Consider the following 24,638-nt stretch of genomic DNA (forward strand, 5'->3'; position numbering starts at 1 on the left):
CTGTGGATCGGACGTCAGCTGGCGTCCTCGGACGTGGCCGTGGCCGCGCCCTCGGGGGCGTCGCCCTGGTCGGCACGGTCGCCACCACGACGGCGACGGTTGCGGCTGCGGCCGCCCTCGCGACGCTCGCCACGGTCCTCGCCCGAGTCGTGCGAGTCGGTGGAACCGGTGGCCGCGGCCGCGTCGTCGTCCGAGGACTCGGCGGCGGACTCGCCACTCTCACCCTCGGGCAGGACGGCGGCCAGCGACAGCTTGCCGCGCGGGTCGACCTCCTTGAGCTCGACCTGGACCTTCTGGCCGACGGCCAGGACGTCGTCGACGTTGTCGATCCGCTTGCCACCGACGAGCTTGCGCACCTCGGAGATGTGCAGCAGGCCGTCCTTGCCGGGCAGCAGGGAGATGAACGCACCGAACGTCGTGGTCTTGACCACGGTGCCCAGGAAGCGCTCGCCGACCTCCGGCATCTGCGGGTTGGCGATGGCGTTGACCATCGCGCGCGCCGCCTCGGCCGACGGGCCGTCGGTCGCCCCGATGTAGACCGTGCCGTCGTCCTCGATCGAGATCTGGGCGCCGGTCTCGTCCTGGATCTGGTTGATCATCTTGCCCTTCGGCCCGATGACCTCGCCGATCTTGTCGACCGGGACCTGCACCGCGATGACGCGGGGAGCGAAGGGGCTCATCTCGTCCGGGGTGTCGATGGCCTCGTTCATGACGTCGAGGATGTGCAGGCGCGCGTCGCGGGCCTGGGTCAGCGCACCGGCCAGGACCGACGCGGGGATGCCGTCGAGCTTGGTGTCGAGCTGGATGGCCGTGACGAACTCGCGCGTGCCGGCGACCTTGAAGTCCATGTCACCGAACGCGTCCTCGGCGCCGAGGATGTCGGTCAGCGCGGCGTACTGCGTCTGGCCGTCGACCTCGTCGGACACCAGGCCCATGGCGATGCCGGCGACCGGGGCGCGCAGCGGCACACCGGCGTTGAGCATCGACAGGGTCGAGGCGCACACCGAGCCCATGGACGTCGAGCCGTTGGAGCCGAGGGCCTCGGACACCTGGCGGATCGCGTAGGGGAACTCCTCACGCGTCGGCAGGACAGGCATGAGCGCCCGCTCCGCCAGCGCGCCGTGGCCGATCTCGCGGCGCTTCGGCGAACCCACCCGACCGGTCTCACCGGTGGAGTAGGGCGGGAAGTTGTAGTTGTGCATGTAGCGCTTGCGCGTCACCGGGGAGAGGGTGTCGAGCTGCTGCTCCATGCGGAGCATGTTGAGCGTGGTGACACCCATGATCTGGGTCTCGCCGCGCTCGAACAGCGCCGAACCGTGCACGCGGGGCAGGACCTCGACCTCGGCGCCGAGGGCGCGGATGTCAGCGAGGCCACGGCCGTCGATGCGGACCTTGTCGCGCAGGATGCGCTGGCGGATGAGCTTCTTCTGCACGGAGCGGTAGGCAGCGGAGATCTCCTTCTCGCGGCCCTCGAACTCCTTGCCCTCACCGGCGAGCGACGCCTTGGCGGCGTCCTTGATCGCGTCGATGCGCTCCTCGCGCTCCTGCTTGCCGGCGATGGTGAGCGCCTGCGTCAGGTCGGCAGAGGTCGCAGCCTCGACGGCGGCGTACGCGTCGTCCTCGTAGTCGAGGAAGATCGGGAAGTCCTGGACGGGCTTGGCGGACTTGCTCGCCAGCTCGGCCTGGGCCTCGCAGAGGACCTTGATGAACTTCTTGGAGGCCTCGAGGCCCTCCGCGACGACCTCTTCGGTCGGGGCCTGCTTGCCCTCGTTCTTGACCAGGTCCCAGGTCTGCTCGGTGGACTCGGCCTCGACCATCATGATCGCGACGTCGTCACCCGCGACGCGGCCGGCGACGACCATGTCGAAGGTCGAGCGCTCGATGTCGCTGAAGTTCGGGAAGGCGACCCACTGGCCGTCGATCAGGGAGACGCGGACGCCACCGATCGGGCCGGAGAAGGGCAGACCCGAGATCTGCGTGGAGGCGCTGGCCGCGTTGATGGCCAGCACGTCGTACTGGTGGTCGGGGTTGAGCGCGAGCACCGTGATGACGACCTGGACCTCGTTGCGCAGGCCCTTGGTGAAGGTCGGGCGCAGCGGGCGGTCGATGAGGCGGCAGGTGAGGATCGCGTCGGTGGAGGGGCGGCCCTCACGACGGAAGAACGAGCCGGGGATCTTGCCCGCGGCGTACATCCGCTCCTCGACGTCGACCGTCAGGGGGAAGAAGTCGAATCCCTCGCGGGGGCTCTTCCCCGCGGTGGTGGTGGAGAGGAGCATCGTGTCCTCGTCCAGGTAGGCGGCGACGGCGCCGCCGGCCTGCTTGGCCAGGCGTCCGGTCTCGAACCGGACCGTGCGGGTGCCGAACTTGCCGTTGTCGATGGTGGCTTCGGCGAACTGGATCTCTGGACCCTCCATTGGGCCCTCCTTCTGTTATCTCTGCATCCACGCGCATCGTCGTTGTGCGCGGGTTTCTTCTGGTGGTGCTGGGTGGTGCGGGTGGCCGGCGTCGTGCCGGCCCCATGCGACAGGGACGGCCCTCGTGGAGGACCGTCCCTGTCGGATGTTCAGCGGCGCAGACCGAGGCGCTTGATCAGCGAGCGGTAACGCTCGACGTCGACGCTCTCGAGGTAGCGCAGGAGCCGGCGGCGCTGGCCGACCAGCAGGAGCAGGCCGCGGCGGCTGTGGTGGTCGTGCTTGTGCTGGCGCGAGTGCTCGGTGAGGTCGAGGATGCGCTGCGTCAGCAGGGCGATCTGGACCTCGGGAGAACCGGTGTCGCCCTCGTGCGTGGCGTAGTCGGACATGATCTTCTGCTTGACGTCGGTGCTCAACGGCATGGGTCGACACTGCTCCTTCATGGAATCGTTGCGCGGTGCCTCAGGGCTGGTTCACCTGGGCGCTCTGGATCCGCGGCCGGTCTACGGCGGTCCCAAGGCTACCAGCGGCCCGCTCCCCCGCCCTAATCGCGGTGCGTGGGCCTCCACCGCTGACGCAGTGACGCCTCACCACTTCTGCCGTGGCGCCACTCATGGCGACTTATCGGGCGGCGCCGCCACCACTTCTGCCGCGCTGCCACACCTGGTGGCGTATCGGGCGGCGCCGCCACCACTTCTGCCGCCTCGGCGCTCCCGGTGGGTCAGTACCCGGGGAAGTGCGCCCGCCACTCGTCGCTGGTGACCCGGGCTGTCGACCCCGCCGCGGCGAGCGCGGCCACCACCCGGTCCAGCGTCGTCGCGGGCTCGCGGTAGACCCCCTTGGCGAGGACGACGACCAACCGCCACCCGTCGCGGTCCAGGCCCTCGCGCCGCTCGACGTCACGCTCCCACTGCCGCTGCGACTCGGCGTGCTGACGCCCGTCGTACTCGACCGCGACCTTCAGCTCCGGGTAGGACAGGTCGAACCTGCGCAACCAGCGGCCGTCCTCGGCGTACTCGACATGGTTGACCACCGGTTCCGGCAGCCCGGCCAGGACCAGGAGCAGGCGGAGGCGGGTCTCCATCGGTGAGTCCACGCCCGTGCGCACGAGCGCTGCCGCCCGGCGCAGGACCGGCGTCTGGGCCCCGGTGGCGGACGCCGCGGCCGCGACGAGCGACGCTGGGGTGGTCCGTCCCGCCCTGACAAGGCTGTCGCCCAGCACGACGAGGTCCACCAGACCGAGCTCGGGTCCGAGGTCGACGAACGTGTCCTCGGCGGTGGTCACGGGAACCCCGCGGATCCGGGCGTTGGAGAGTGGTCGCCCTACCCTGGCCTCGATGCCCGCAGCACGGACCCGGCTGCCCCTCGGCAGGACGAGGTGGACGTGGGGGCTCGACGGAACCACCCCTCCGAGCAGCTCAGCGGCGGTGTGCCTCGCGACCAGGGCGCCGGCAGGCGCCGTGGTCAGGGCGGCCAGCGCACGGACCCGCGCGTCCAGCCCGACCTCCGGCGCGACGTACACATCGCGGTGCAGCCGCCGGAAGGCCCGAAGCCCCCACGCCGACACCCCCGCAGCCAGCGCATCGCTGCGGCGGAAGGGGACAGTGGGGTCGAACACGGCCATGAGCCCAGCGTGACCGACGCCGCGGGAGGGCGATCCGCGTCATCCACAGCCCCACTGGGTCTGCCGCCTCGCCGGCTGTGGCGCCAGCTGTGGTGACTGTCGAGGACTGCAGGCCACCACTGGAGGCTCGTTGCCAGTAGTGGTGGGGATCCGGGGCTTTCGGCCACCACTTCTGGCACCGCGACAGCTGTGGTGGCGCTGACGCGGGCTGCCGTCGGGGGCGCGGGTCAGGCGCGCGCGTAGAGACGGCGGCGGGCCGGGCGTTCGACGGCAATGTGGAGCAGCCACGCCGCGGCACCGAGGGCCGCCACGATGGCCGCGAGCGCCAGCGCCGCCGACCACCAGGCTCCGTCGCCCCACTCGCGCAGGCCGCGCACGAGCGGCTGGAGCAGGTAGTGCGTCATGTAGAGGCAGTAGGACGCCTCGCCGGCGGCGACCATCCACGAGGTGGAGAGCCACCGCGTCGCCCAGCCTGAGGATGCCGCGAGGGCCGCGACCGAGAGACCGAGCACGGGAGCCAGCCAGTAGTCGCCGGACGACGCCGCGGGCACCAGCGCGACCGCAACGAGGCCCAGCGGGAAGAGCGGCAGCAGCCGGCGCACCGAGAACCCTCCCCGCACCCAGGCCAGGCAGAGGAAGGCGCCACCGAGGAACTCGCCCATGATCCGCACGAAGAACAGGTGCTCGAGGTTGCCGTTCGGCAGGGCGAACAGGGCGTAGGTGGTGAGCATCGCGGCATACGCCAGCGCGGCCAGCAGGACGAGCACCCGCGCCCGCCGGACCCGGCCGACGGCCAGGAACAGCAGCGGCGAGAGCAGGTAGGCGAACCACTCGGAGCTGATCGACCAGGCCGGGCCGTTGAAGCTGGGGCGGTCGTTCCACCAGTTGTGCACCATGAAGAGGTTCTGGACGTAGGCCTCGACCGTCCGTCGGTGTCCACCCTCCCCCACGCCGAGCGTGCCGGCGGCGACCGCCATCGCCAGGTCGACGTGCAGGGTGACGACGTGCACGGGCCAGACGCGAGCGAACCGGTTCTGCACGAAGGCACGGGTCGAGCGCCAGGAGAACGAGCGCAGCACGTCGGCGTAGTTGTAGGCCAGCACGAAGCCGCTGAGCGGGAAGAACAGGTCGACGCCGAGGTAGCCGGCGCCCAGCAGACGGTGGAACGGCGCGAGCCACGGGGCCAGCGCCTCGAGGTCGGTGCGGTAGTGGAACAGCACGACCCACAGGGCAGCCAGGGCGCGCAGCCCGGTCAGCGCCGGGAGCGGAGGCCGTCTGCGGGGACGCGCCGCAGGGGTGGCGGCGCGGTCGGTCGCGGGAGCCCCACCGACAGTCTCGTCGACCGCCTCCGGGGTGGCCGGGCTCAGGACTGCCGTCCCGCGGGCCATTCATCGGCCAGCAGCGCGTAGACCGCGAGGTCGGTCCACTCCCCCTTGAACCACGACGCCTTGACGAACATGGCCTCCCGCCGCATGCCGAGGCGCTCGCAGACCCGGGACGACGCGGTGTTCTCGGGCTCGAGCTCGGCCCAGACGCGGTGCACGCCGACCTCGCGAAAGGCGGCGTCGGTGATGGCGCGAGCAGCTTCGGTGGCGTAGCCCTTCCCAGCCACGTCCTGGGCGAACACCCACCCGATCTCGGCCTGCCGCCCGTCGGCACCGCCGAGGCCCTCGAGCAGGATCAGCACGTCGCCGATGACGCGGCCGTCGAGCTCGACCGCGAGGGTGAGGTTGGGTGACGTGGGGTCGATCCGGCCGTTGGTGGCCCGTTCGGCGACGAGGTCGGCCACCTGCTCGCGCGTCTTGGGGTCGCCCGGTATGTAGCGGACGACCGACTCCACCGACCGGTAGGCGAAGACGTCGTCCTCGTCGCCGGGGCGGAAGCTGCGCAGGGTCAGCCGCTCGGTCGTGATGGGCAGGCTGACGCGAGGCATGTGGACGGGCGTGCTCAGAGGTTGATCATGTGGCCGGCGATGCCCTCGATGGCCTCCTTGACGGCCTCGGACAGCGTCGGGTGGGCGAAGACGTTGCGGGCGACCTCGTCGGCGGTGAGGTCCCACTGCTGCGCCAGCGTCAGCGCGGGAAGGAGCTCGGTGACCTCCGGGCCGATCAGGTGCGCGCCCAGGAGCTCGTTGTGCTTGGCGTCGGCGACGATCTTGACGAAGCCCACGCCCTCGGCCATGCCGCGTGCCTTGCCGTTGGCCGAGAAGGGGAACGACGCGGTCTTGACGTCGTAGCCGCGCTCCTTCGCCTGCTCCTCGGAGTACCCGAACGAGGCGATCTGCGGCTGGCAGAACGTCGCACGCGGGATCATGTCGAAGTTGATCTCCATGGTCTCGGCGCCGGCCATCGTCTCGGCTGCGACCACGCCCATGGCCTCGGCGGTGTGCGCCAGCATGAGCTTGCCGGTGACGTCGCCGATGGCGTAGACGTTCTCGACGTTCGTGCGGCCGCGCTCGTCGACGGCGATGGCCCCACGATCGGTGGTCTTGACGCCCGTGCTCTCGAGGCCGTAGCCCTCGATCCTCGGGGCGAACCCGATGGCCTGCAGCACCTTGTCGGTCTCGAGGACGGTGGACTCTCCGCCGGCCGCGGGCGACACGGTCACCTTGACCTTCTCGCCGCTGTCGTCGATCGACTCGACCTTCGTCGAGAGCATGACCTTGACGCCGAGCTTCTTGTACTGCTTCAGCAGCTCCTTGGACACGTCGGCGTCCTCGGTCGGCACCATGCGGTCGAGGAACTCCACGATGGTCACGTCGACCCCGAAGTTCTTCATGACGTAGGCGAACTCGACGCCGATGGCGCCAGAGCCCGCGATGACGACCGACTCCGGGAGCTGGTCGGTGAGGATCTGCTCCTCGTAGGTGACCACGCGGTCGGACAGCGACGTCCCGGGGATGAGCCGGGTCGTGGCGCCGGTCGCGATGATGAGCCTGTCGAAGGTGACCGAGCGCTTCTCACCGGAGTTGAGCGCGACGTCCATCGACGTCGGGCCGGTGAGCGTGCCCCAGCCGTCGATCTCCTCGATCTTGTTCTTCTTCATGAGGAAGTGGACGCCCTTGGCGCTGGCCTCGGCGACCTTGCGGCTGCGCGAGTGGGTGACCCCGAAGTCCATCGTCGCGTCGCCCGAGATGCCGAACGTGGCCTTCTCCTGCGTGATGATGTGGGCGATCTCGGCGTTGCGCAGCAGCGCCTTCGAGGGGATGCAGCCGACGTTGAGGCACACACCGCCCCAGTACTTGGACTCGACCACCGCGGCCTTGAGACCGAGCTGCGAGGCGCGGATCGCCGCGACGTACCCACCAGGACCAGCACCGAGAACCACGAGATCGAAGTCAGCCATGGGTGGCAGCCTACTGAGTGCTGCGGCACGCTCCCACCTCGGCCGGGACGAGCAGCGCCCGTCCTACGGCGAGGGCAGCGTCCGGAGCACGTCGTGGATCTCCCGTGCCGCGGGTGCTGCGGTCGTGGCGCCGGTCCCGCCCTGGGCGACGACGACCGCGACTGCGTAGCGGGGGTGGTCCGCCGGCGCGTAGGAGACGAACCACGAGGTGTCCTGCTTGCCGAACACCTCGCCCGTGCCGGTCTTGCCCGCCACCGGCCACTGCCGCAACGGGAACCCGTGGAAGGCCTCCTTGGCCGTGCCCTCCTCGACGACTCCCCGCAGGGCGTCGTGCAGGAACGTCATCGTGCCGGGAGGCAGCTGCACCTGGCTGCTGGACGGCGTGGGCAGGGGTTCGAGCGGTCCGCCCGGCGCCTCGAACCCGGCGGCGACCCGCGGCGTGACCAGCGTCCCGCCGTTGGCGATCGCGGCATACACGCGGGCCATCTGCAGCGGCGTGACGGTCGTGTCGCCCTGGCCGATGGCGAAGTTGGCGGCGTCGCCCGCCCGGAACTGGAACCCCGTCGCGCAGTTCTCCATCGCGAGCTGCTTCAGGTATGCCGCGCGGCTCGGGTCCTTCGAAGCCACCTCCGGGTAGCCGGACCGGGCGCGGGCGCAGGTGTCCGCCCTCGTCGCCTCCCACGTCCGCAGCTTCCACGCCCGGTCGGGGATGCGGCCTGCCTGCTCGTCGGGCAGGTCCACCCCGGTGCGGGACCCGAGCCCGAAGGCGGTTGCCTCGCCGACGAACGGGTCGGCCGCGTCGGTCCTCGCCGACAGCCCGCCCTGGGCGAGCCACGAGCGGTAGGCGAAGTCGTAGAAGATCGTGTCGCAGGAGACCACGATCCCCTTGCGCAGGCTGATCCGGCCGTAGGCGCGGGACTCGAAGTTGGCGAACCGTCGCGTCCCGATCGTGTAGCTGGAGCTGCAGTCGTAGGTGCCGCGCAGCGGGTTCCCGGCAGCCACGGCCGCCGGCAGGCTGACGACCTTGAACGTCGACGCCGGCGGGTAGGCCCCCGCCGTGACGCGCGAGACCAGCGGCGTGCCCGCGGCGGGGTCGGTCAGCCCGGCCAGGTCGCGGCTGGAGATGCCGCCCGTCCAGACCCTGGGGTCGTATGCCGGGTAGCTGGCTGCCGCGACCACGGCACCGGTGCGCACGTCGAGGACGACCGCGGCACCCGAGTCGGCGGCGAGGCCACGGCGGTGCGCGGCGTCCGCGGCATCCAGCAGCGCCTTCTCCGCGCCCGCCTGGACCCGGGCGTCGAGGTTGGTCACGAGGTCGCGGCCGGGGACGGCGGGGGTGGTGGAGACGACCGAGGTCGCGACGCCGCGCGGGTCCACGGCCACGGTCTCGTGGGCGGGCACCCCGCGCAGCTGCGCGTCGTACTGCTCCTCCAGGCCTGCGCGGCCCACCAGGTCGAGGTCGCCCACCGCGCCGTGGGACCGGGCCACCTCCTCGGCGTCGGAGCGGCCGAGGTAGCCCAGGAGGTGCGCTGCGTTGACCGTCGCCACCGCCGGGTAGTCACGCACCGGCTGCGCCGCGACCTTGATCCCCGGGAAGAGGTCCGGACGCTCGAGCAGCCCCAGCGCCAGCTTCGGGTCGGCACCGGTGACGAGGGGCACGGGAACGTAGGCGGAGCCGCCCCAGCACACCGGAGCAGCCGGGGCGCCCGCGGTCCCACAGAGCTGGGTGCGCCCCCAGAGCTGCTCGACGGGCAGGTGCAGGGCGTCCGCCACGCGGGCCACCAGCGCGCGGCCGCCCTCGGGGGCGTCGGCGAGCACCTTGCGCGCCACCGTGACCACGGTCTCGGTCGCGTTGTCGACGAGCGGGGTGCCGTGGCGGTCGAGGATCCGGCCGCGGACCGCCGGCTCGCTCACGGTGCGGGTGTTCACGGTCGTGGCGGCACGCGCGTAGTCCTCGTGCTCGCCGACCTGGACCTGGCCGAGCCGCCCGAGGAGGGTGCCCATGAGGCTGAGGGCGACCAGCCCGAAGACCCACACCCGGCCGAGGTGCTGGTCCGGCCGGCGGACCGGTCCCACCCCTCCCACGCCGACGGGCCGGGACCGGACCACGCGGGCACGCCGGTGCCATGGCCGCCGGCGCCCCACGCCCCTCACGCCGTCCGCCCGGAGGCGAGGCGCCGCTCGGCCCTGACGAGCAGCGGAACGACAAGGGCGCACAGGGTGGCGGTCAGCACGAACGAGCCGGCCACACCCGGCAGCGAGACCGGCGCCCCCGTGGCCACCGCGACCGCCACGCGGCACCCGGCGAGCAGGGCGGAGGCGGCTGCGCCGACGGCGGCCACCCACCCCCACGGCACCAGGCCCTCCCGGCGGCCGGCGCCGGCGAGCAGCCCGCACGCGGCATAGGCGAGGGCGCCGGCGCCGAGCACCGCCGCACCGGGCGGCACCAGGTCGACCACCCACCCGGCAGCAAGTCCCAGCAGCAGGCCACCGGTCGTGCCCGAGAGCAGCGCGCCGGCGACGACGACGGGGAGCACGAGGTCGGGCAGCAGGACCGAGGTCCGCGACCCGAGGGTGGCCAGGGCGAGGGCCACCACGACGACGAGCAGCGCGCGCAGCACGACGGCCGGCGCGCTCATCCTGCGGTCCCCGCCCCGGCCCCGGCCCCTGCAGGGCCGGTCGCGGTTCCGGTCGCGGGTGCACGCGGCGTGGTGCGGGCCGTCCCAACGAGGACCCCGACGACGTCGAGGGCGGCGAGGTCGGCTGAAGGGGTCACCGAGGCACCCGGGACGAGCTGGGCCGGGTCGGTGTCGACGTCGGCCACGGTGCCCACCCGCAACCCGGGCGGGAACGGTCCGCCGTCGAGGCCGCCCAGGGTGGTGACGGCGGCGCCACGGGTGAGGCGACCGCGCTGCACGGCGCTGAGGTCGAGCTGTGTGGCCGGGCGTCGGCGGCTGCCCTGCGCGCCGCTGCCAACGGACCCCAGGACGCCGGACGGTGCCACCCGGACGGCGACGGTCAGGTCGGCCGCGCCGAGGAGCAGCACGTCCGCGGTCCACGGCGACACCGAGACGACGCGTCCGACGAGCCCGTCGGCGCTGACGACGGCGGTGTCTGCCCGGACGCCGTCGCGGGTCCCGGCGTCGATGGTGACCCGCTCGGGTCCTGCGGCGCCGACCCGGCCGACCGCGACGACCCGGGCCGCGACGAACTGGCGACCGCGGGTCTCGGGTGCTGCCACCAGCCGGGCGTACGCCGCGGCCCGGACACCCTGCGCGCGGTCCAGCTCTGCGTCGGTGGCTGCCTCGAGGGCCTCACCGGCCGCCGAGGGGGGCGCCGAGGTGCCGTGGGACAGCACGCGTTCGAGCGGGCCGAGGACCGTACCCCCCACCGCTCGCACGGCGCCGGGCCCGGGCGCACCGGCCAGGTCGAGCGCACCGGCGAGCGCGGTCAGCAGCACCAGGGCGGTCGCGAGGCGACGGCGTGGACGGGGGTCGGGTCGCAGGGCAGGTCGGGGCATGGGTCAGAAGCGGCGCGAGTCGACCAGGACGCGCTCGAGGGTCCCGAACTCCTCCACGCAGCGCCCGGACCCGCGGACCACGGCCCGCAGGGGGTCGTCGGCGACGCGGACCGGCACGCCGAGCTCGTGGCGCAGTCGCACGTCGAGGCCGGGCAGCAGCGCTCCCCCACCGGTGAGCGTGACGCCACGGTCCAGGACGTCGCCGGCGAGCTCCGGCGGGCACACGTCGAGGGTGGCCCTGACCAGCTCGACGACCTGCAGCAGCGGACCCTCTATGGCCCGGCGCACCTCGCTGCTCGTGATGGTCACGGTCTTGGGGAGCCCGGTGACCAGGTCGCGGCCGCGGACCCGGGTGCTCGTCTCCTCGCGCAGCGGGAACGCCGACCCGGCATGCACCTTGATGTCCTCGGCGCTGCGCTCGCCCAGCAGCAGGGAGTACTCGCTCTTGACGTGGGCGATGATCGCCTCGTCGATCTCGTCACCGCCGACGCGCAGCGACCGCGAGGTGACGATGCCGCCGAGGCTGATGACCGCGACGTCGGTGGTGCCGCCGCCGATGTCGACGACCATGGAGGCGGCGGTGTCGTTGACCGGCAGGTCGGCGCCGATCGCGGCGGCCATGGGCTCCTCGATGACGTAGACCCGGCGGGCCCCCGCACGCACCGCGGCGTCCTCGAGGGCGCGCCGCTCCACGCCGGTGACCTCGCTGGGTACGCACACGACCATGCGCGGCCGGAACAGCCGCGAGGGCCGCACCTGGTCGACGAAGTAGCGCAGCATCCGCTCGGTGACGTCGGCGTCGCTGATGACGCCGTCCTGCAGGGGCCGGACGGCCCGGACGTGGCCGGGGGTGCGCCCGAGCATCTCCTTCGCACGGGTGCCGGCCGCGAGCAGCGACGACGTCCCGGCCTCCAGGGCGACGACCGACGGCTCGTCGAGGACGACACCGCGGCCGCGCTCGTAGATCAGGGTGTTGGCGGTGCCGAGGTCGATCGCCAGGTCCCTGCCCAGCGACGTCCAGCTCCTCGTCGTGCCCACGGCCGCGATGCTACGCGGGGCGCGGCGCCCCACCCCGCAGCCGCGCCGGTGCGGGTACGGCGTGCCGGTGCGGGTACGGCGCGCAGCCGCGTCAGGCGACGAGCTGCGCGGTCTCGACCGGGCGAGGGGCCGCAGCGGGGGTCTTGAGCACCGCGCGCAGCCGCCAGGCCGCGAACACCGCGAGCAGGCTGATGGCCACGTGCACGCCGATGAACAGGCTGCCCAGGCCCGCGCCCAGGATGACGCCGGCGACCAGCGGTCCCACGGCGGAGAACCCGGTCTGCAGCGCAGTGAACATGCCCAGCGTCGTGCCGACGAGGCCGGACGGGGCCAGGCTGGCGGTGAGCGGGTTGAGCACCGGCGCATACATCGTCTCGCCCACGGCGAAGATGCCGAAGGTCGTCACGAACAGCACGGCGGCCAGCTCGGGAGCCATCGAGGCCGCTGCCAGCACCAGCCACGACAGGGTCCAGACGGCGCCGACGCCCATGAGCAGCGCGGCGCCGCTGCGGCGGGCGGTGAGGCGCACGACGAGCATCTGCAGGGCGATGATGACGACGCAGTTGACGGCCGCAGCCAGTCCGATCGTGGTCTCCTCGACGTGCAGCACGGTCAGGGCGTAGGCCGGCAGCCCGGACTCGAACTGGGCGTAGAAGCCCAGCGCGAGGGTCACGGTGACCAGGGCCGTCCAGCGCAGGGCCGGGATCGACCAGACCGCACGCAGTGCAGCGCGCGGGCCGACGGACCCGGTCGCGTCCGGCACCAGCGTGGAGTCGTCGTGCGTGCCCGGCTCACGGCCCCAGCGCGGCAGGCCCGCCAGCACGAGCAGGGCGCCGGACAGCAGGAACCCACCCGCGGCGGTGACGAAGGCCGGCCACATACCGTCGTGGCTGTCGAGGTCGACGACGTACCCGGCGGCGAAGGCGCCCACGGCCATGCCCAGGGCCTGGCCCGTGAACTGCCAGGCGAACACGCGGCGGCGGTCCTGGCCGCCGACCCAGCGCAGGACGAGCACCGACTGGGCCGGACCGGCAGCGGTGATGCCGAGGCCGAAGACGAACATCCCGACCAGGAACGCGGTGGGGCCGTCGGCCCAGACCAGCGAGACCGCACCGGCGGCGGCCACGACCTTGGAGGCGACGGCGACGAGCACCGGCGAGAGGCGGTCGGCGAGGCGCCCGCCGATGGGGGCGGCCAGCAGGGCGCCCACCGAGAACAGGCTGGACGCCGCGGCGGCGACAAGGGAGCCCCAGCCGCGCGTGCTAGCGGCATACGCGTACTGGTAGGGCAGGACGGTGCCCCAGCCGAGCGTGGCCACGGCGGAGGCGAGGATCAACAGACGGGTGCGCATTGCTTCTTCAACAGTTCTTCGAGTTCGAATATTTCGATTTCGAAATATTAGCATGCGAGGATGCCGCCATGGCAGCGAGGAAGCGGCAGGCCCGCACGGTCCGCGAGCAGTACCAGGACGCGGTGGCCAGCTATGTGGCCGCAGGCGGCGACGAGTCGGTGCAGCGCGTCATCACGGCGGTCAACTCACTGAGCCACAAGCTCGACCAGTGGTACACGCGCCAGCTGGCCGACCTCGACCTCTCCCACGGCGAGTGGTCGGTCATCGCCTTCCTCGCGACGTCCGAGGGCGCCCCGGTCACCCCGTCGCAGCTCGCGGACGCCGGCAACGTGGCGGCCTCGTCGATGACGCACCGGCTGGACAAGATGACCGAGCGCGGGCTGGTCCGCCGCTCACCCGACCCGGCCAACCGCACCCGGGTCCTGGTCGAGCTGACGAGGCAGGGCTGGGAGCTGTTCGAGGCGGCGGTGCGCGAGGCGAACGTCGTGGAGTCGGACGTGCTCGCAGGGCTCAAGCGCGAGGAGCGCGACCAGCTGGCCGCGCTCCTCGAGGTGGTGATCAGCGGCCTCGACGACGTCGAGACCGGGTAGGGCTTGTCGAGGGGGTCAGCCCCTCGAGGGGGTCAGAGGTTCGGGAACCAGATCGCGATCTCGCGGGCGGCCGACTCCGGGGAGTCCGAGCCGTGCACGATGTTCTCCTGCACCTTCTTGCCCCAGTCGCGGCCGAGGTCGCCGCGGATGGTGCCGGGCAGCGCGGCCGTGGGGTCGGTGGCCCCGGCCAGGGCGCGGAAGCCCTCGATGCAGCGGTGGCCCTCGATGACGACTGCCGTCACCTGGCCGCTGGACATGAAGTCGACGAGGGGCTCGTAGAACGGCTTGCCCTCGTGCTCGGCGTAGTGCTCGGCCAGCTGCTCGCGGGTGGGGGTGGTCACCGCGAGCGCGGCCAGGGTGTAGCCCTTGGCCTCGATGCGCCGGAGGACCTCACCGGAGAGGCCGCGGGCGAAACCGTCGGGCTTGACCAGGACCAGGGAACGTTCGATCTGCGTCGTCACGCGCGTCAGCCTACCCAGCCTCCGCAGGCACTACCGTCGCGGTGTGCGAGGCCGGAGCAGGGGGCGCGAGGACGGGGTGCCGTATGCCGCCTGGCTGGGCCAGCCGGGCTACCTCGCCGCCGAGGTGCTGCTCGCCCTGCTCGCCGGTGTCCACTACTCCCTGGCCGACGACACGATCAGCGCCCTGGGCACCGGTTGCGACTCCCCCACATCGACCGGTTGCTCGTCCGCCTCGTGGGCCATGAACCTCGTGTTCGTCGTCTTCGGCGCACTCCAGGCCGTCGGCGCCGTACCGCTGCTGCGCCAGGACGCCGCAAGGGCGAGGGTGGTCGGCTGGCTCTGGGTGGTCGCAGGCACCTTCTCGGTCGGCGTCGGGCTGGCGCCGGTCGACGCTCACCCGACCCTGCACTCGCTCGTGGCCCTGCCGGTGTTCGTGGCCCAGCCCCTCGCCGTACTGCTGCACGCGCGCTGGCTGACCACCGGGCGAGTCCGGGTCAGCGGTACGGCGCTCGGGGTGGCCGCCGTCGTCGGCGCCGTGGCGTTCGCGGTGCTGCTCGGCGCAGACAGCTGGTCGGGGACCGCCGAACGACTGGCCATCTGGCCGGCGAAGCTGTGGCTCCCCCTTGCCGCGCTCACCCAGCTCCGCAGCCGGCGCCGAGCCTTCGGGCTCCCCTAACCCTCGGCCGCAGCGGCCTCACGCTGACGTCGCGCCTGCTCCTGCTCGACCCGGTGGCACACGACCAGCGAACCCACCCACAGCACGAGGAAGACGAACCCGACGACGACCATCGCGGGCACGACGAACCCGGCGGCGAAGGTCGCCACCTGGATGAGCCAGCCCAGCGTCACGCCCCACGGCCGCCGCATGAGCCCGGCGGCGACGAAGCACAGCACCGCGAGGCCGATGCCCACCCACAACCAGGCGGACCCGGTGGCGTCGCCCTGCGCATCCGCGATGCCACGCGCGACCAGGGCGCCGAGGAACACCACGATCCCCTGGCCCGCGAGCACCGTGGCGAGCATGCGCCAGGTGAACTTCCCGAGGCTGCCGTAGAGGACGACTCCCCTCACCGGCGGTTCCGTCCGTTGTCCCGGAACTTCGTCAGCAGCCAGAACGCCAGGGCGACCAGGGCCACCAGCAGGACCAGCTTGGCAAGAGGGGTCATGGGACGAGGGTATTCGGTGCCGGCGGGCGTAGTGTCGGTGCACGGAGCCACTCAGGCTTCCTAGCGCTGGGAGCACAGCCATGGCCGACAAGTCACCCCGACAACACCTGGCCAAGAAGGCGAGCAAGTCCATCAAGGAGAAGCGCGCCGAGAAGCACGCCAAGGCCGACGCCAAGACCCACCAGGGCGAAGTAGGGCAGATCGGCAAGAGGTAGCCGACCCCGGGGGCGGGCTCCCCACGGCGCCTGCCCCGGCCGGCATTGCCTCGGCCGGCAGGCCTCCCCGGTTTCGCTGCGCCTCAGGCGTCGGTGCTGCCGAGCAGCATCCGGACCTCCGCGGCCGTGGTCACCGACCCGGTGGCGACCACGCCGCCGCTCATGCCGCCCTCGTCGGCCAGACCGGCGGCGACGTCGAGCGCGTCGGGGAGGTCCTGGACGACGGTGACCCGGTCGTCGCCGAAGATGTCGCGAGCCAGCTCGCCGAGGTCGTCCGGACGCATAGCCCGCGGTGACGTGGTGCGGGAGACGACGACGTGGTCGAAGACCGGCTCGAACGCCTCGAGCATCTCCGTGGCGTCCTTGTCCTTGAGGATGGCGACGACGCCGACGACCTTGGCGAAGGTGAACGAGTCCTCCAGTGCCTGGCGCAGGGCCAGGGCACCCGCCGGGTTGTGGGCCGAGTCCACGATGACCGTCGGCGAGCGGCGCACGATCTCCAGCCGCCCCGGGGACGCCGCGCGCGCCAGGCCGGCCCGCACGATGTCGGGGTCGAGCCGCTGCTCCCCGCCGCCGAGGAACGCCTCGACCGCAGTGAGGGCCAGCGTGGCGTTGTGGGCCTGGTGGGCGCCGTGCAGCGGGAGGAACAGGTCCTCGTAGTCGCCGCTGAGACCGCGCACCGAGATCTGCTGGCCGCCCACGGCGACCTCACGGCTGAGCAGCCCGAAGTCGTTGCCCTCGAACGTCATCCGCGCGCCGACCTCCTCGCCGCGCTCGAGCAGCACCTGGGCGACGTCCGGCTCCTGGGTGCCGATGACGGCGACCGCCTCGGACTTGATGATCCCCGACTTCTCGGTGGCGATGGCCACGACGTCGTTGCCGAGGAAGTGCTGGTGGTCGAGCGAGATCGGCGTCACCACGGCGACCGAGCCGTCCGCGACGTTGGTCGCGTCCCAGCTCCCACCGAGGCCCACCTCGACGACGGCGACGTCGACGGGGGCGTCGGCGAACGCGGCATACGCGACGGCCACGAGCACCTCGAAGTAGGTCATGCGCGGGCCGCCCTCGGCGACCGAGCGGGCGTCGACCATCTCGATGAACGGCAGCACCTCCTCGTAGGCGGCGATGAACTTCTCGGCGCTGATCGGCTCCCCCGCCAGGGCGATCCGCTCCCGGACGCTGTGCAGGTGCGGCGAGGTGAACCGCCCGGTCCGCAGGCCCATCTCGGTGAGCAGGGTGTCGATGATGCGGGTCGTCGAGGTCTTGCCGTTGGTCCCCGTGAGGTGGATGACGGGGTAGGTGCGCTGGGGGTCCCCGAGCAGCTCCATCACGGCGGCGATCCGGTCGAGGCTCGGCTGCAGGTCGTGCTCGGGGGCGCGGGCGAGGATCGCCTCCTCGACCTCGCGCATGCCCTTGACGAGCTCGAGCTTGCGGGCGGCCTCGCGCTGGGCGGCATCAGGGGCAGGCATGTCCCCATCATCCCCGCGTCGACCACCCGTTGACATGTGACCAAATGGTCACCTAACCTCGGCCCATGCAGGACGACCTGGTGTTCAAGGCGCTGGCCGACCCCACCCGGCGCCTGCTGCTCGACACCCTCCGCGAACGGGGCGGGCGCACCCTGGGTGAGCTCGAGGAGGTCGTGGTCGAGCACACGCCGATGACGCGGTTCGGCGTGAGCAAGCACCTGCGCCTCCTCGAGGAGGCCAACCTCGTCGTCACCCTGCGCAGCGGCAGGGAGAAGCTCCACCACCTCAACCCCGTCCCCATCCAGCAGGTCCACGACCGCTGGATCGACAAGTACACCGAGCGCCGGCTCACGGCGCTGACCACCCTGAAGAGCCAGCTCGAGGAGAAGCCATGACCGACCAGAGCACCACCACCACCGCCACCGCGACACCGGCCGCTACACCTGGGGCCGAGGGCACCACTCAGGTGTTCCGCATCTACATCCACGCCACGCCGGAGCGCGTCTGGGAGGCGATCACGTCACCGGAGTTCTCCCGGCAGTACGGGTACGGCGGCGACGTGGAGTTCGACCTCACCCCGGGCGGCACGTTCCGCCACACCGCCTCCGACGACATGAAGCGCGTGGGCATGCCCGACGTCGTGGTCACCGGGCGCGTCCTCGAGTGCGACCCGCCGCGCAGGTTGGTCCAGACCTGGAACCCGGTCTGGAACGACGAGCCCGAGACGACCCTCACCTACGAGGTCGAGCCGGCGTTCGACGGCACCACCCGGCTCACGCTGGTGCACGAGCTCACGGGCGCACCGTCGACCGCGCTCGAGGTCTCCGGCAACAGCGCTGCCGACCAGCACGGGGCAGGCGGCTGGCCGTGGGTCCTGTCCGGCCTCAAGTCCGCCCTCGAGCGCGCCTGAGCCGGCCGCACCGCCCGCGACCTCCAGCCGGTCGTCGGTCTTTGAGCGGTTGACCCGGTGGGGGCCGGGCCAACCGCTCAAAGACTCACGGCGAACCCGGTCTCGCGCCGGGCCGTACCGCGTGGCTTCAGGCGAGCTTCATCACCTTGATCCGCACGGGCTCGCCGTCGCCGACCGTCGCCTGCGCGACGTCGGCCCGCTCGGGCAGCGCCTCCAACTGCGGGGCGCTGCCGAACTGCGTGGCCAGCGTCTCCTCCACGATGAGCGCCTGGTGGGCGACCGTGGCCTCCCACACCGCCTGGCTTCCGGTCACGGTGAGCGAGATGCGGTCGGTGACCTCGAACCCGGCGTCGCGCCGGGCCTGCTGGACGGCGCGGACGACGTCACGGGCCAGGCCCTCCTGGGCCAGCTCGGGCGTCACCTCGGTGTCGAGCACGACGAACCCGCCGCCGGGCAGCATCGCCGTGGCCTGCGAGCCACCCTGGGCACCCGAGTCCACCACGGTCTCGAGGGTGTACTCGCCCTCGACCAGGTCGAGGCCGCCGGCCGTGACCGTGCCGTCCTCGGCCACCGACCAGTCGCCGGACTTGCTGCCCTTGATGGCCTGCTGCACGTCACGACCCAGACGGGGGCCCGCCGCACGGGCGTTGACCGTGAGCCGCTGCGTGATGCCGAAGTCGGACTGGCTCGCCTCGCTGATGTCGCGCAGGGTCACCGTGCGCACGTTGACCTCGTCGGCCACGATCGCGCCGAAGTCCTTGAGGGACAACGCATCCGGGACGACCACCGTGAGGTCGGCGAGGGGCAGGCGCGTCCGCAGGCCACCGGCCTTGCGCAGCGACGACGCGACGGAGCAGACCTCGCGGGCCCGGTCCATGCCGGCGACGAGCGCCTCGTCGTGCGGCAGGTCCGAGGCGTCCGGCCAGTCGGTGAGGTGCACCGAGCGCCCTCCGGTGAGGCCGCGCCAGATCTCCTCGGTGGTCAGCGGCAGCAGCGGCGCGGCGATGCGGCACACGACCTCCAGCGCGGTGTAGAGGGTGTCGAACGCCTGCTCGGCACCCGCTCCCCCGCCAGTCCCCGTCTGCGCGCCGGCACCGGTGTCCCAGAACCGCTCGCGCGACCGCCGGACGTACCAGTTGGTCACGACGTCGAGGAAGCCGCGCGTCGTCTCGCAGGCGTTGGCGACCTCGTAGCCGTCGAGCTGGCTCTGCATCGTCTGCACGTACTGGCCGAGCTTGGCCAGCAGGTAGCGGTCGAGCGGGTCCGTCGAGGCGGTGGACCACTTCGCCTCATAGCCCTGCCGGCCGTTCGGGCCACGGAAGGCGTTGGCGTACAACGAGAAGAAGTACCAGGTGTTCCACAGCGGGATGAGCACCTGGCGCACGCCGTCGCGGATCCCCTGCTCGGTGACGACGAGGTTGCCGCCGCGCAGGATGGGGCTGCTCATGAGGAACCAGCGCATCGCGTCGGCCCCGTCGCGGTCGAAGACCTCGCGCACGTCGGGGTAGTTGCGCAGCGACTTGCTCATCTTCTGGCCGTCCGAGCCCAGGACGATGCCGTGGCTCACGCACGACGAGAACGCCGGCCGGTCGAACAGCGCGGTCGCCAGGATGTGCAGGGTGTAGAACCAGCCACGGGTCTGGCCGATGTACTCGACGATGAAGTCGCCCGGGAAGTGGTGCTCGAACCAGTCGGCGTTCTCGAACGGATAGTGCACCTGCGCGAACGACATCGAGCCGGAGTCGAACCACACGTCCAGGACGTCCTCGACACGGCGCATCGTCGACTGCCCGGTGGGGTCGTCAGGGTTGGGCCGGGTCAGCTCGTCGATGAAGGGGCGGTGCAGGTCCTTCACCTCCACCCCGAAGTCGCGCTCGAGCTCCTCGAACGACCCGTACACGTCGACGCGCGGGTACTCCGGGTTGTCGGACTTCCAGACCGGGATCGGGCTGCCCCAGAAGCGGTTTCGCGAGATCGACCAGTCGCGGGCGTTCTCCAGCCACTTGCCGAACTGGCCGTGCTTGACGTGCTCCGGCACCCAGGTGATCTGCTCGTTGAGCTCGAGCATGCGCGCCTTGATCTTGGTGACCTCGACGAACCAGCTCGAGACCGCCATGTAGATCAGCGGCTGCCGGCAGCGCCAGCAGTGCGGGTAGGAGTGGTCGTAGGTCTCGCGGCGCAGCAGCACCGTGCCCTCGGTGACCGCGCCGGTCTCGCCCTCACCGCGCGTGCGGTTCTTGAGGTGCTCGATGACCATCGGGTTGGCGTCGAAGACCTGCACGCCCTCGTAGTCGGTGACGGGGTAGGTGAAGCAGCCGTCGGGGCCCACCGGGATGACGGGCTCGATACCGGCCGCGTCGGTGACGATCTTGTCCTCCTCACCGAAGGCGCCGGCGGTGTGGACCAGGCCGGTGCCGTCCTCGGTGGTGACGAACTCGGCCGGGAACACCCGGTGCGCCTTGGCGTGCCCGAGGTAGTAGTCGAACGGCGGCGTGAACGAGCGCCCGACGAGGTCGCTCCCCTTGAGCCGCTCGACGACCCGCGACTCCGGGTCCTTCTCGTCGGGGCCGAACAGGTCCTTGGCGTACGCCGCGAGCCTGGCCTCGCCGATGACGTAGCGCTGCGTCGTGCCGGTGACGTCGGACTCCACGACCACGTAGTCGATGTCGGGGCCGACCATGACCCCGAGGTTGGCCGGCAGGGTCCACGGCGTGGTCGTCCACACCAGCGCCAGCTCGCCGGTCTCCAGGCGCAGGCCGACGGTGACCGCCGGGTCCTGGCGGTTCTGGTAGACGTCGTCGTCCATGCGCAGCTCGTGGTTGGACAGCGGCGTCTGGTCGTTCCAGCAGTAGGGCAGCACGCGGAAGCCCTCGTAGACCAGGCCCTTGTCGTGCAGCTGCTTGAACGCCCAGATGACCGACTCCATGTAGTCGGGCTCGAGCGTCTTGTAGTCGTGGTCGAAGTCGACCCAGCGCGCCTGGCGGGTGACGTAGTCGCGCCAGTCGTCGGTGTACTTGAGCACCGAGCTGCGGCAGGCGGCGTTGAACTTCTCGATGCCCAGCTCGAGGATCTCGTCCTTGGTCTTGATGCCGAGCTGGCTCATGGCCTCGAGCTCGGCGGGCAGGCCGTGGGTGTCCCACCCGAACCGGCGCTCGACACGGCGACCGCGCATGGTCTGGTAGCGCGGGATGAGGTCCTTGACGTAGCCGGTCAGCAGGTGGCCGTAGTGCGGCAGGCCGTTGGCGAACGGCGGCCCGTCGTAGAAGACGAACTCGTTGTCACCGTCCTCGCCGGCCGGGCGGTTCTCCACCGACGCGATGAAGGTGCCGTCCTCGTCCCAGTACCTGAGGATGCGCTCCTCGATCTCGGGGAACCTCGGGGAGGCGGCGACACCCTGCGAAGGGGTCGCGGCATCGGTGCCTGGGGTGGCGCTGGAGACCTTGGGGTAGGCCATGGTGTCGGCGGTCCTCACGTCGTGTCGTGCTGCTTCGCACGAGGACGACGGCGCCGGGCTCTCCCGGCGACACCGCGGTGCCACCTCGCTTGCCGCCCTCCGCGTGCCGGGGCACACGGCGTACGACCGCTCTTGCCGAAGGCGATGACGGGCCCACCCGTCCGGGTCTAGTGAGGACCGCCGCGAGGCGGTGGTCCCGTTCTTCCGGAGGCTCACCGGTGATGACCGGGTCGATGCCTGTCGCCACAGTCTAGCGGGCTGTGACGGACGACTCGTCCGGGTTTCCGGGCGGCCTGCGCCGCAGGTGTACAGTCGGCAGCGTCGCCCTCGGGTGACACCACGACGTGCCCCAGGGGAAGCCGGTCCGAATCCGGCGCTGACCCGCAACCGTGAGCCACCTTCGAGGTGGGAGCCGGAATGCCTGGGACGCGGAGCGGCTCCATTTCCGTCGAGGTACGCGGGGCGGAGCCCGGACACCGATGGGTCCGAGGCCGCCCCCTGTTGTCGCGCGAGCGACAGCGGGGGTTTGTCTTTCCCCACCGGGTGCCGGTGCCACCGTCGCGACACCGCTCGCTCACCAAGAGGCACCATGCACCCGTCAGCCCGCAGCGCCCGTCCGGCCGCTGTCCTCGCCCTGGCCCTGGCCGCGGCCCTCCTCGCGCCAGGCGCGGCGACCGCCGCCACGACCGAACCCACCCCCGCAACCACCACCGGACCGGCCACGACCACGTCGCCGATCTCGACCACCACCGCCGACCCGACGAGCACGACGTCGACCGGCGGCACCACGACCACCAGCACCGGCGCGCCGACGACCACGGCTCCGACCGGTACGGCGCCGACGACCACCGGCACCGCGAGCGGCTCGACCACCGGCTCGTCCAGCACGAGCACGTCGGCCAGCACCACCACCAGCACGGCGACGTCCCCGGCCGCGAGCACCGCCACGTCGGCGGCGGCCCGGGCGGCCTCCACCGCCACCGTCCCCTTCGACACCAGCAACGCCGCGAGCCAGGCTCGCCTGTCCGGCAGCACTGCCGAGCAGGCCGGGTATGCCGCCGGCTTCATGGTGCGCACGCTCGCCGCCCGCGGCGACCACTACGACTACCCCGGCGGCACCTACTTCGACGGCGGCAACACCGTCGACGCCGTCCTCGGACTCGACGGTGCCAAGGTCGGGAAGGCCGAGGCCGACGCGGCCTTCGCCTATCTCGAGCAGAACGTCGGCGGCTACATCGGCACCGACTACTCCTCCCTGTACGCGGGTCCGACCGGCAAGGTGCTCCTCGCCGTCGTGGCCCACGGCGGCGACCCGCGCGACGTCGGGCCCAAGCACGTCGACCTCCTCGCCCAGCTCCAGTCCTCGCTCGGCGCGGCCGAGCCCGGCCGCTACTCCGACCTCCCGGCGACCGGCTGCGGGTACGACATCTGCGACTACTCCAACACCACGGGCCAGGCGCTCGACATCATCGGCGTCGGTCGGGCCACCGGGTCCGCGCCGAAGGAGGCGGTCGACTACCTGCTGGCCCAGCAGTGCGCCGACGGTGGCTTCCGCGGCGACCTCGGGGCTGCCGGCGGCTCGTGCACCAGCGACGTCGACGCCACGGCCTTCGCGGTCCAGGCCGCCATCGGCCTGCGGGGGACCGTCGACCCGGCGGTCAGCCGCGCCCTGACGTTCCTCGCCGGCAAGCAGGCTGCCAACGGCGGCTTCCTCAACGGTGACGGCCAGTACAACGCCAACACCGCGGGGGTGGCGGCGCAGGCCTTCGCCGCCGGTGGCCGCAACGCCGAGCTCGCGCGCGCCCAGGGGTTCCTGGCCTCCCTTCAGCTGGACTGCACGTTCGCCAGCGACCTGCGCGGCGGCATCGCCTTCACCGCCGCCGACCGCTCGACGCTCGCCTCAAAGCCCGGCGACACCGCGGCCCTCGACCGCGCGCTGCGGGCGACGCCGCAGGCCACCCTGGGCCTCGCCGGCGGCACCCTGCTGTCGGCCGGCTCGGACGGCGCGACCACCGTGGTCCCGGCACCGACCTGCCCGACCTCAGCGACGTCGACGACCTCGACCGCCACGGCGACGACGGGTGCGCCGACGGGCTCGGCCGCCGGCACGAACGCACCCGCAGCACCCGCCGGGGCGCCTGCCGCCTCGGCGACCCCGGAGGCCCTTGCCTTCACGGGGGCCGACGTGGCGATGACCGCCCTGGCCGGCCTGCTCCTTCTCCTCGTCGGTGCTGCAGCGCTGGTCCTGGCACGGCGCAAGGGCGTGCACGCGTGATCCGCACCCTGGGGCGCCTCGCTGCAGCCGCCGGGCTCGTCCTCGCCGGCGGCCTCACCCTCCCGGGTGGGGCGGCGGACGCGGCGGCCTGCTCGGGGTCATCCGGTGTCACCGTGGTCATCGACTACGGCTCGTCCTCCTCGACCCTCTGCGCCCCCGACTCCTCCAGCGCCATCAGGGCGCTGACCGCGGTCGCGAACGTCACCTACCCGCCGCAGTACCAGGGCACGGTGGTCTGCCAGATCAACTCGGTGCCCGCGCAGACCTGCAACCGCATGCCCCCGTCGAGCGCCTACTGGGCCTTCTTCCACGCCTCGCGCGGCGGCTCGTGGACCTACAGCAGCAGCGGCGTGGCGGAGTACGACCCGCCATCGGGGTCCGTGGTCGGGTTCGCGTTCGGCTCCGGTGGGGCGCCGAGCACGGCCCCTCCTGCGGCAACCCCCGTCCCGAAGCCGAGCCCGAGGCCGAGCCCCAGCTCCACGCCGAAGCCGTCGTCGAGCACGCCGAGCACCCCGCGGGCCACGTCCCCGCGCGCCACGGGCACCGGCGGGGGTGGGACCGGGGGGNACCCCGGGCGCCCCCGCCTCCACCGGCAAGGCCGCCACCACCGCCACGAAGGCGAAGCCGGGCGCGTCCGCGACGACCACCACGGCGTCCACGGAGACCCCGGGGGGTGGCCAGGCCTCCCCTTCGTCCGACGAGCAGACCGCCCAGGCTGCCCAGGCGGCCGAGGACTCCGGCTCGCCCACGTCGCTGTTCGCGGGGCTCGGCCTCGTCGGCGTCGTTGGTGCCGGCGCGGCATACCTCAC

General features: G+C 72.2%; 22 protein-coding genes and 1 riboswitch. Of the genes, 7 read left to right on the forward strand and 15 right to left on the reverse strand.

The features are described 5' to 3' along the window. Positions 1 to 14 precede the first annotated feature (14 nt). From ASG70_RS15315 to ASG70_RS15365, 11 genes are all read right to left on the reverse strand, one after another. The gene (locus tag ASG70_RS15315; RefSeq protein WP_056884705.1) at positions 15 to 2,414 is read right to left on the reverse strand and encodes a polyribonucleotide nucleotidyltransferase; all 2,400 of its coding nucleotides are present in this window, start codon (positions 2,412 to 2,414) and stop codon (positions 15 to 17) included. Between the two features lie 149 nt (positions 2,415 to 2,563). After that, the gene (gene rpsO, locus ASG70_RS15320; protein WP_056884706.1) at positions 2,564 to 2,833 is read right to left on the reverse strand and encodes a 30S ribosomal protein S15; all 270 of its coding nucleotides are present in this window, start codon (positions 2,831 to 2,833) and stop codon (positions 2,564 to 2,566) included. Between the two features lie 299 nt (positions 2,834 to 3,132). Then, positions 3,133 to 4,035, reverse strand: a complete 903-nt coding sequence (locus ASG70_RS15325) for a DUF559 domain-containing protein (protein WP_200949302.1) — start codon at positions 4,033 to 4,035, stop codon at positions 3,133 to 3,135. Positions 4,036 to 4,262: 227 nt separating this feature from the next. Further along, positions 4,263 to 5,423 carry an acyltransferase gene (locus ASG70_RS15330; protein ID WP_056884707.1) on the reverse strand — a complete coding sequence of 387 codons (1,161 nt, stop codon included), beginning with the start codon at positions 5,421 to 5,423 and terminating at the stop codon, positions 4,263 to 4,265. Beyond that, positions 5,399 to 5,968, reverse strand: a complete 570-nt coding sequence (locus ASG70_RS15335; RefSeq protein WP_056884708.1) for a GNAT family N-acetyltransferase — start codon at positions 5,966 to 5,968, stop codon at positions 5,399 to 5,401. Before ASG70_RS15335 ends, ASG70_RS15330 begins: the two co-directional genes overlap by 25 nt. A gap of 14 nt (positions 5,969 to 5,982) precedes the next feature. Continuing rightward, a complete protein-coding gene (gene lpdA, locus ASG70_RS15340) occupies positions 5,983 to 7,380 on the reverse strand; it encodes a dihydrolipoyl dehydrogenase (RefSeq protein WP_056884709.1) in 1,398 nt (465 codons plus the stop codon). A 63-nt stretch (positions 7,381 to 7,443) separates the two neighbouring features. Beyond that, a complete protein-coding gene (gene mrdA, locus ASG70_RS15345) occupies positions 7,444 to 9,456 on the reverse strand; it encodes a penicillin-binding protein 2 (RefSeq protein WP_235531529.1) in 2,013 nt (670 codons plus the stop codon). A 74-nt stretch (positions 9,457 to 9,530) separates the two neighbouring features. Beyond that, a complete protein-coding gene (locus tag ASG70_RS15350; RefSeq protein WP_056884710.1) occupies positions 9,531 to 10,019 on the reverse strand; it encodes a hypothetical protein in 489 nt (162 codons plus the stop codon). Continuing rightward, on the reverse strand, positions 10,016 to 10,900 hold the full coding sequence (gene mreC, locus ASG70_RS15355; RefSeq protein ID WP_056884711.1) for a rod shape-determining protein MreC: 885 nt from the start codon (positions 10,898 to 10,900) through the stop codon (positions 10,016 to 10,018). The genes ASG70_RS15350 and mreC overlap by 4 nt, the downstream gene beginning before the upstream one ends. Positions 10,901 to 10,903: 3 nt before the next feature. Further along, positions 10,904 to 11,947 carry a rod shape-determining protein gene (locus tag ASG70_RS15360; protein WP_369818937.1) on the reverse strand — a complete coding sequence of 348 codons (1,044 nt, stop codon included), beginning with the start codon at positions 11,945 to 11,947 and terminating at the stop codon, positions 10,904 to 10,906. 82 nt (positions 11,948 to 12,029) lie between these two features. Continuing rightward, positions 12,030 to 13,289 (reverse strand): MFS transporter, encoded by a 1,260-nt coding sequence (locus tag ASG70_RS15365; protein WP_056884713.1) that lies wholly within the window; start codon positions 13,287 to 13,289, stop codon positions 12,030 to 12,032. Positions 13,290 to 13,357: 68 nt separating this feature from the next. On the opposite strand from ASG70_RS15365, the gene ASG70_RS15370 reads away from it, so the two are divergent. Beyond that, on the forward strand, positions 13,358 to 13,879 hold the full coding sequence (locus ASG70_RS15370; protein ID WP_056884714.1) for a MarR family winged helix-turn-helix transcriptional regulator: 522 nt from the start codon (positions 13,358 to 13,360) through the stop codon (positions 13,877 to 13,879). 32 nt (positions 13,880 to 13,911) lie between these two features. Here ASG70_RS15370 and ndk read toward each other — a convergent pair whose 3' ends face one another. Continuing rightward, positions 13,912 to 14,340: a nucleoside-diphosphate kinase gene (gene ndk / locus ASG70_RS15375; protein WP_056884715.1), complete on the reverse strand. Its 429-nt coding sequence runs from the start codon at positions 14,338 to 14,340 to the stop codon at positions 13,912 to 13,914. Between the two features lie 43 nt (positions 14,341 to 14,383). Here ndk and ASG70_RS15380 point away from each other — a divergent pair, with 43 nt between their 5' ends. Further along, positions 14,384 to 15,016 carry a DUF998 domain-containing protein gene (locus tag ASG70_RS15380; protein ID WP_162253923.1) on the forward strand — a complete coding sequence of 211 codons (633 nt, stop codon included), beginning with the start codon at positions 14,384 to 14,386 and terminating at the stop codon, positions 15,014 to 15,016. On the opposite strand, the gene ASG70_RS15385 is transcribed toward ASG70_RS15380, so the two are convergent. Beyond that, on the reverse strand, positions 15,013 to 15,411 hold the full coding sequence (locus ASG70_RS15385) for a DUF4233 domain-containing protein (protein ID WP_056884717.1): 399 nt from the start codon (positions 15,409 to 15,411) through the stop codon (positions 15,013 to 15,015). The two genes, ASG70_RS15380 and ASG70_RS15385, sit on opposite strands and share 4 nt — an antisense overlap. Positions 15,412 to 15,586: 175 nt before the next feature. Between ASG70_RS15385 and ASG70_RS20225 the strand changes: the two genes are divergently transcribed. Further along, positions 15,587 to 15,721, forward strand: a complete 135-nt coding sequence (locus tag ASG70_RS20225) for a hypothetical protein (protein WP_255353853.1) — start codon at positions 15,587 to 15,589, stop codon at positions 15,719 to 15,721. An 83-nt stretch (positions 15,722 to 15,804) separates the two neighbouring features. Here ASG70_RS20225 and ASG70_RS15390 read toward each other — a convergent pair whose 3' ends face one another. Then, positions 15,805 to 17,190 carry a folylpolyglutamate synthase/dihydrofolate synthase family protein gene (locus ASG70_RS15390; protein ID WP_056884718.1) on the reverse strand — a complete coding sequence of 462 codons (1,386 nt, stop codon included), beginning with the start codon at positions 17,188 to 17,190 and terminating at the stop codon, positions 15,805 to 15,807. Positions 17,191 to 17,255: 65 nt separating this feature from the next. Here ASG70_RS15390 and ASG70_RS15395 point away from each other — a divergent pair, with 65 nt between their 5' ends. Both ASG70_RS15395 and ASG70_RS15400 read left to right on the forward strand, forming a co-directional pair. After that, a complete protein-coding gene (locus ASG70_RS15395; protein WP_056884719.1) occupies positions 17,256 to 17,585 on the forward strand; it encodes a helix-turn-helix transcriptional regulator in 330 nt (109 codons plus the stop codon). Continuing rightward, on the forward strand, positions 17,582 to 18,100 hold the full coding sequence (locus ASG70_RS15400) for an SRPBCC family protein (RefSeq protein WP_082590875.1): 519 nt from the start codon (positions 17,582 to 17,584) through the stop codon (positions 18,098 to 18,100). Before ASG70_RS15395 ends, ASG70_RS15400 begins: the two co-directional genes overlap by 4 nt. A gap of 127 nt (positions 18,101 to 18,227) precedes the next feature. On the opposite strand, the gene ileS is transcribed toward ASG70_RS15400, so the two are convergent. Continuing rightward, positions 18,228 to 21,554 carry an isoleucine--tRNA ligase gene (gene ileS / locus ASG70_RS15405; RefSeq protein WP_056884847.1) on the reverse strand — a complete coding sequence of 1,109 codons (3,327 nt, stop codon included), beginning with the start codon at positions 21,552 to 21,554 and terminating at the stop codon, positions 18,228 to 18,230. A 307-nt stretch (positions 21,555 to 21,861) separates the two neighbouring features. Then, positions 21,862 to 21,998, forward strand: a riboswitch (cobalamin riboswitch). A 145-nt stretch (positions 21,999 to 22,143) separates the two neighbouring features. Here ileS and ASG70_RS15410 point away from each other — a divergent pair. Together ASG70_RS15410 and ASG70_RS20140 are read left to right on the forward strand one after the other, a co-directional pair. Beyond that, positions 22,144 to 23,829 (forward strand): prenyltransferase/squalene oxidase repeat-containing protein, encoded by a 1,686-nt coding sequence (locus ASG70_RS15410; protein WP_056884720.1) that lies wholly within the window; start codon positions 22,144 to 22,146, stop codon positions 23,827 to 23,829. Further along, the coding region (locus ASG70_RS20140) for a hypothetical protein (RefSeq protein ID WP_235531530.1) at positions 23,826 to 24,395 on the forward strand (570 nt) is incomplete at its 3' end. The genes ASG70_RS15410 and ASG70_RS20140, both read left to right, overlap by 4 nt. Between the last annotated feature and the right edge of the window lie 243 nt (positions 24,396 to 24,638).

Origin of the sequence: Phycicoccus sp. Soil748 (assembly GCF_001428025.1) — a bacterium.
Lineage (GTDB): Bacteria > Actinomycetota > Actinomycetes > Actinomycetales > Dermatophilaceae > Pedococcus.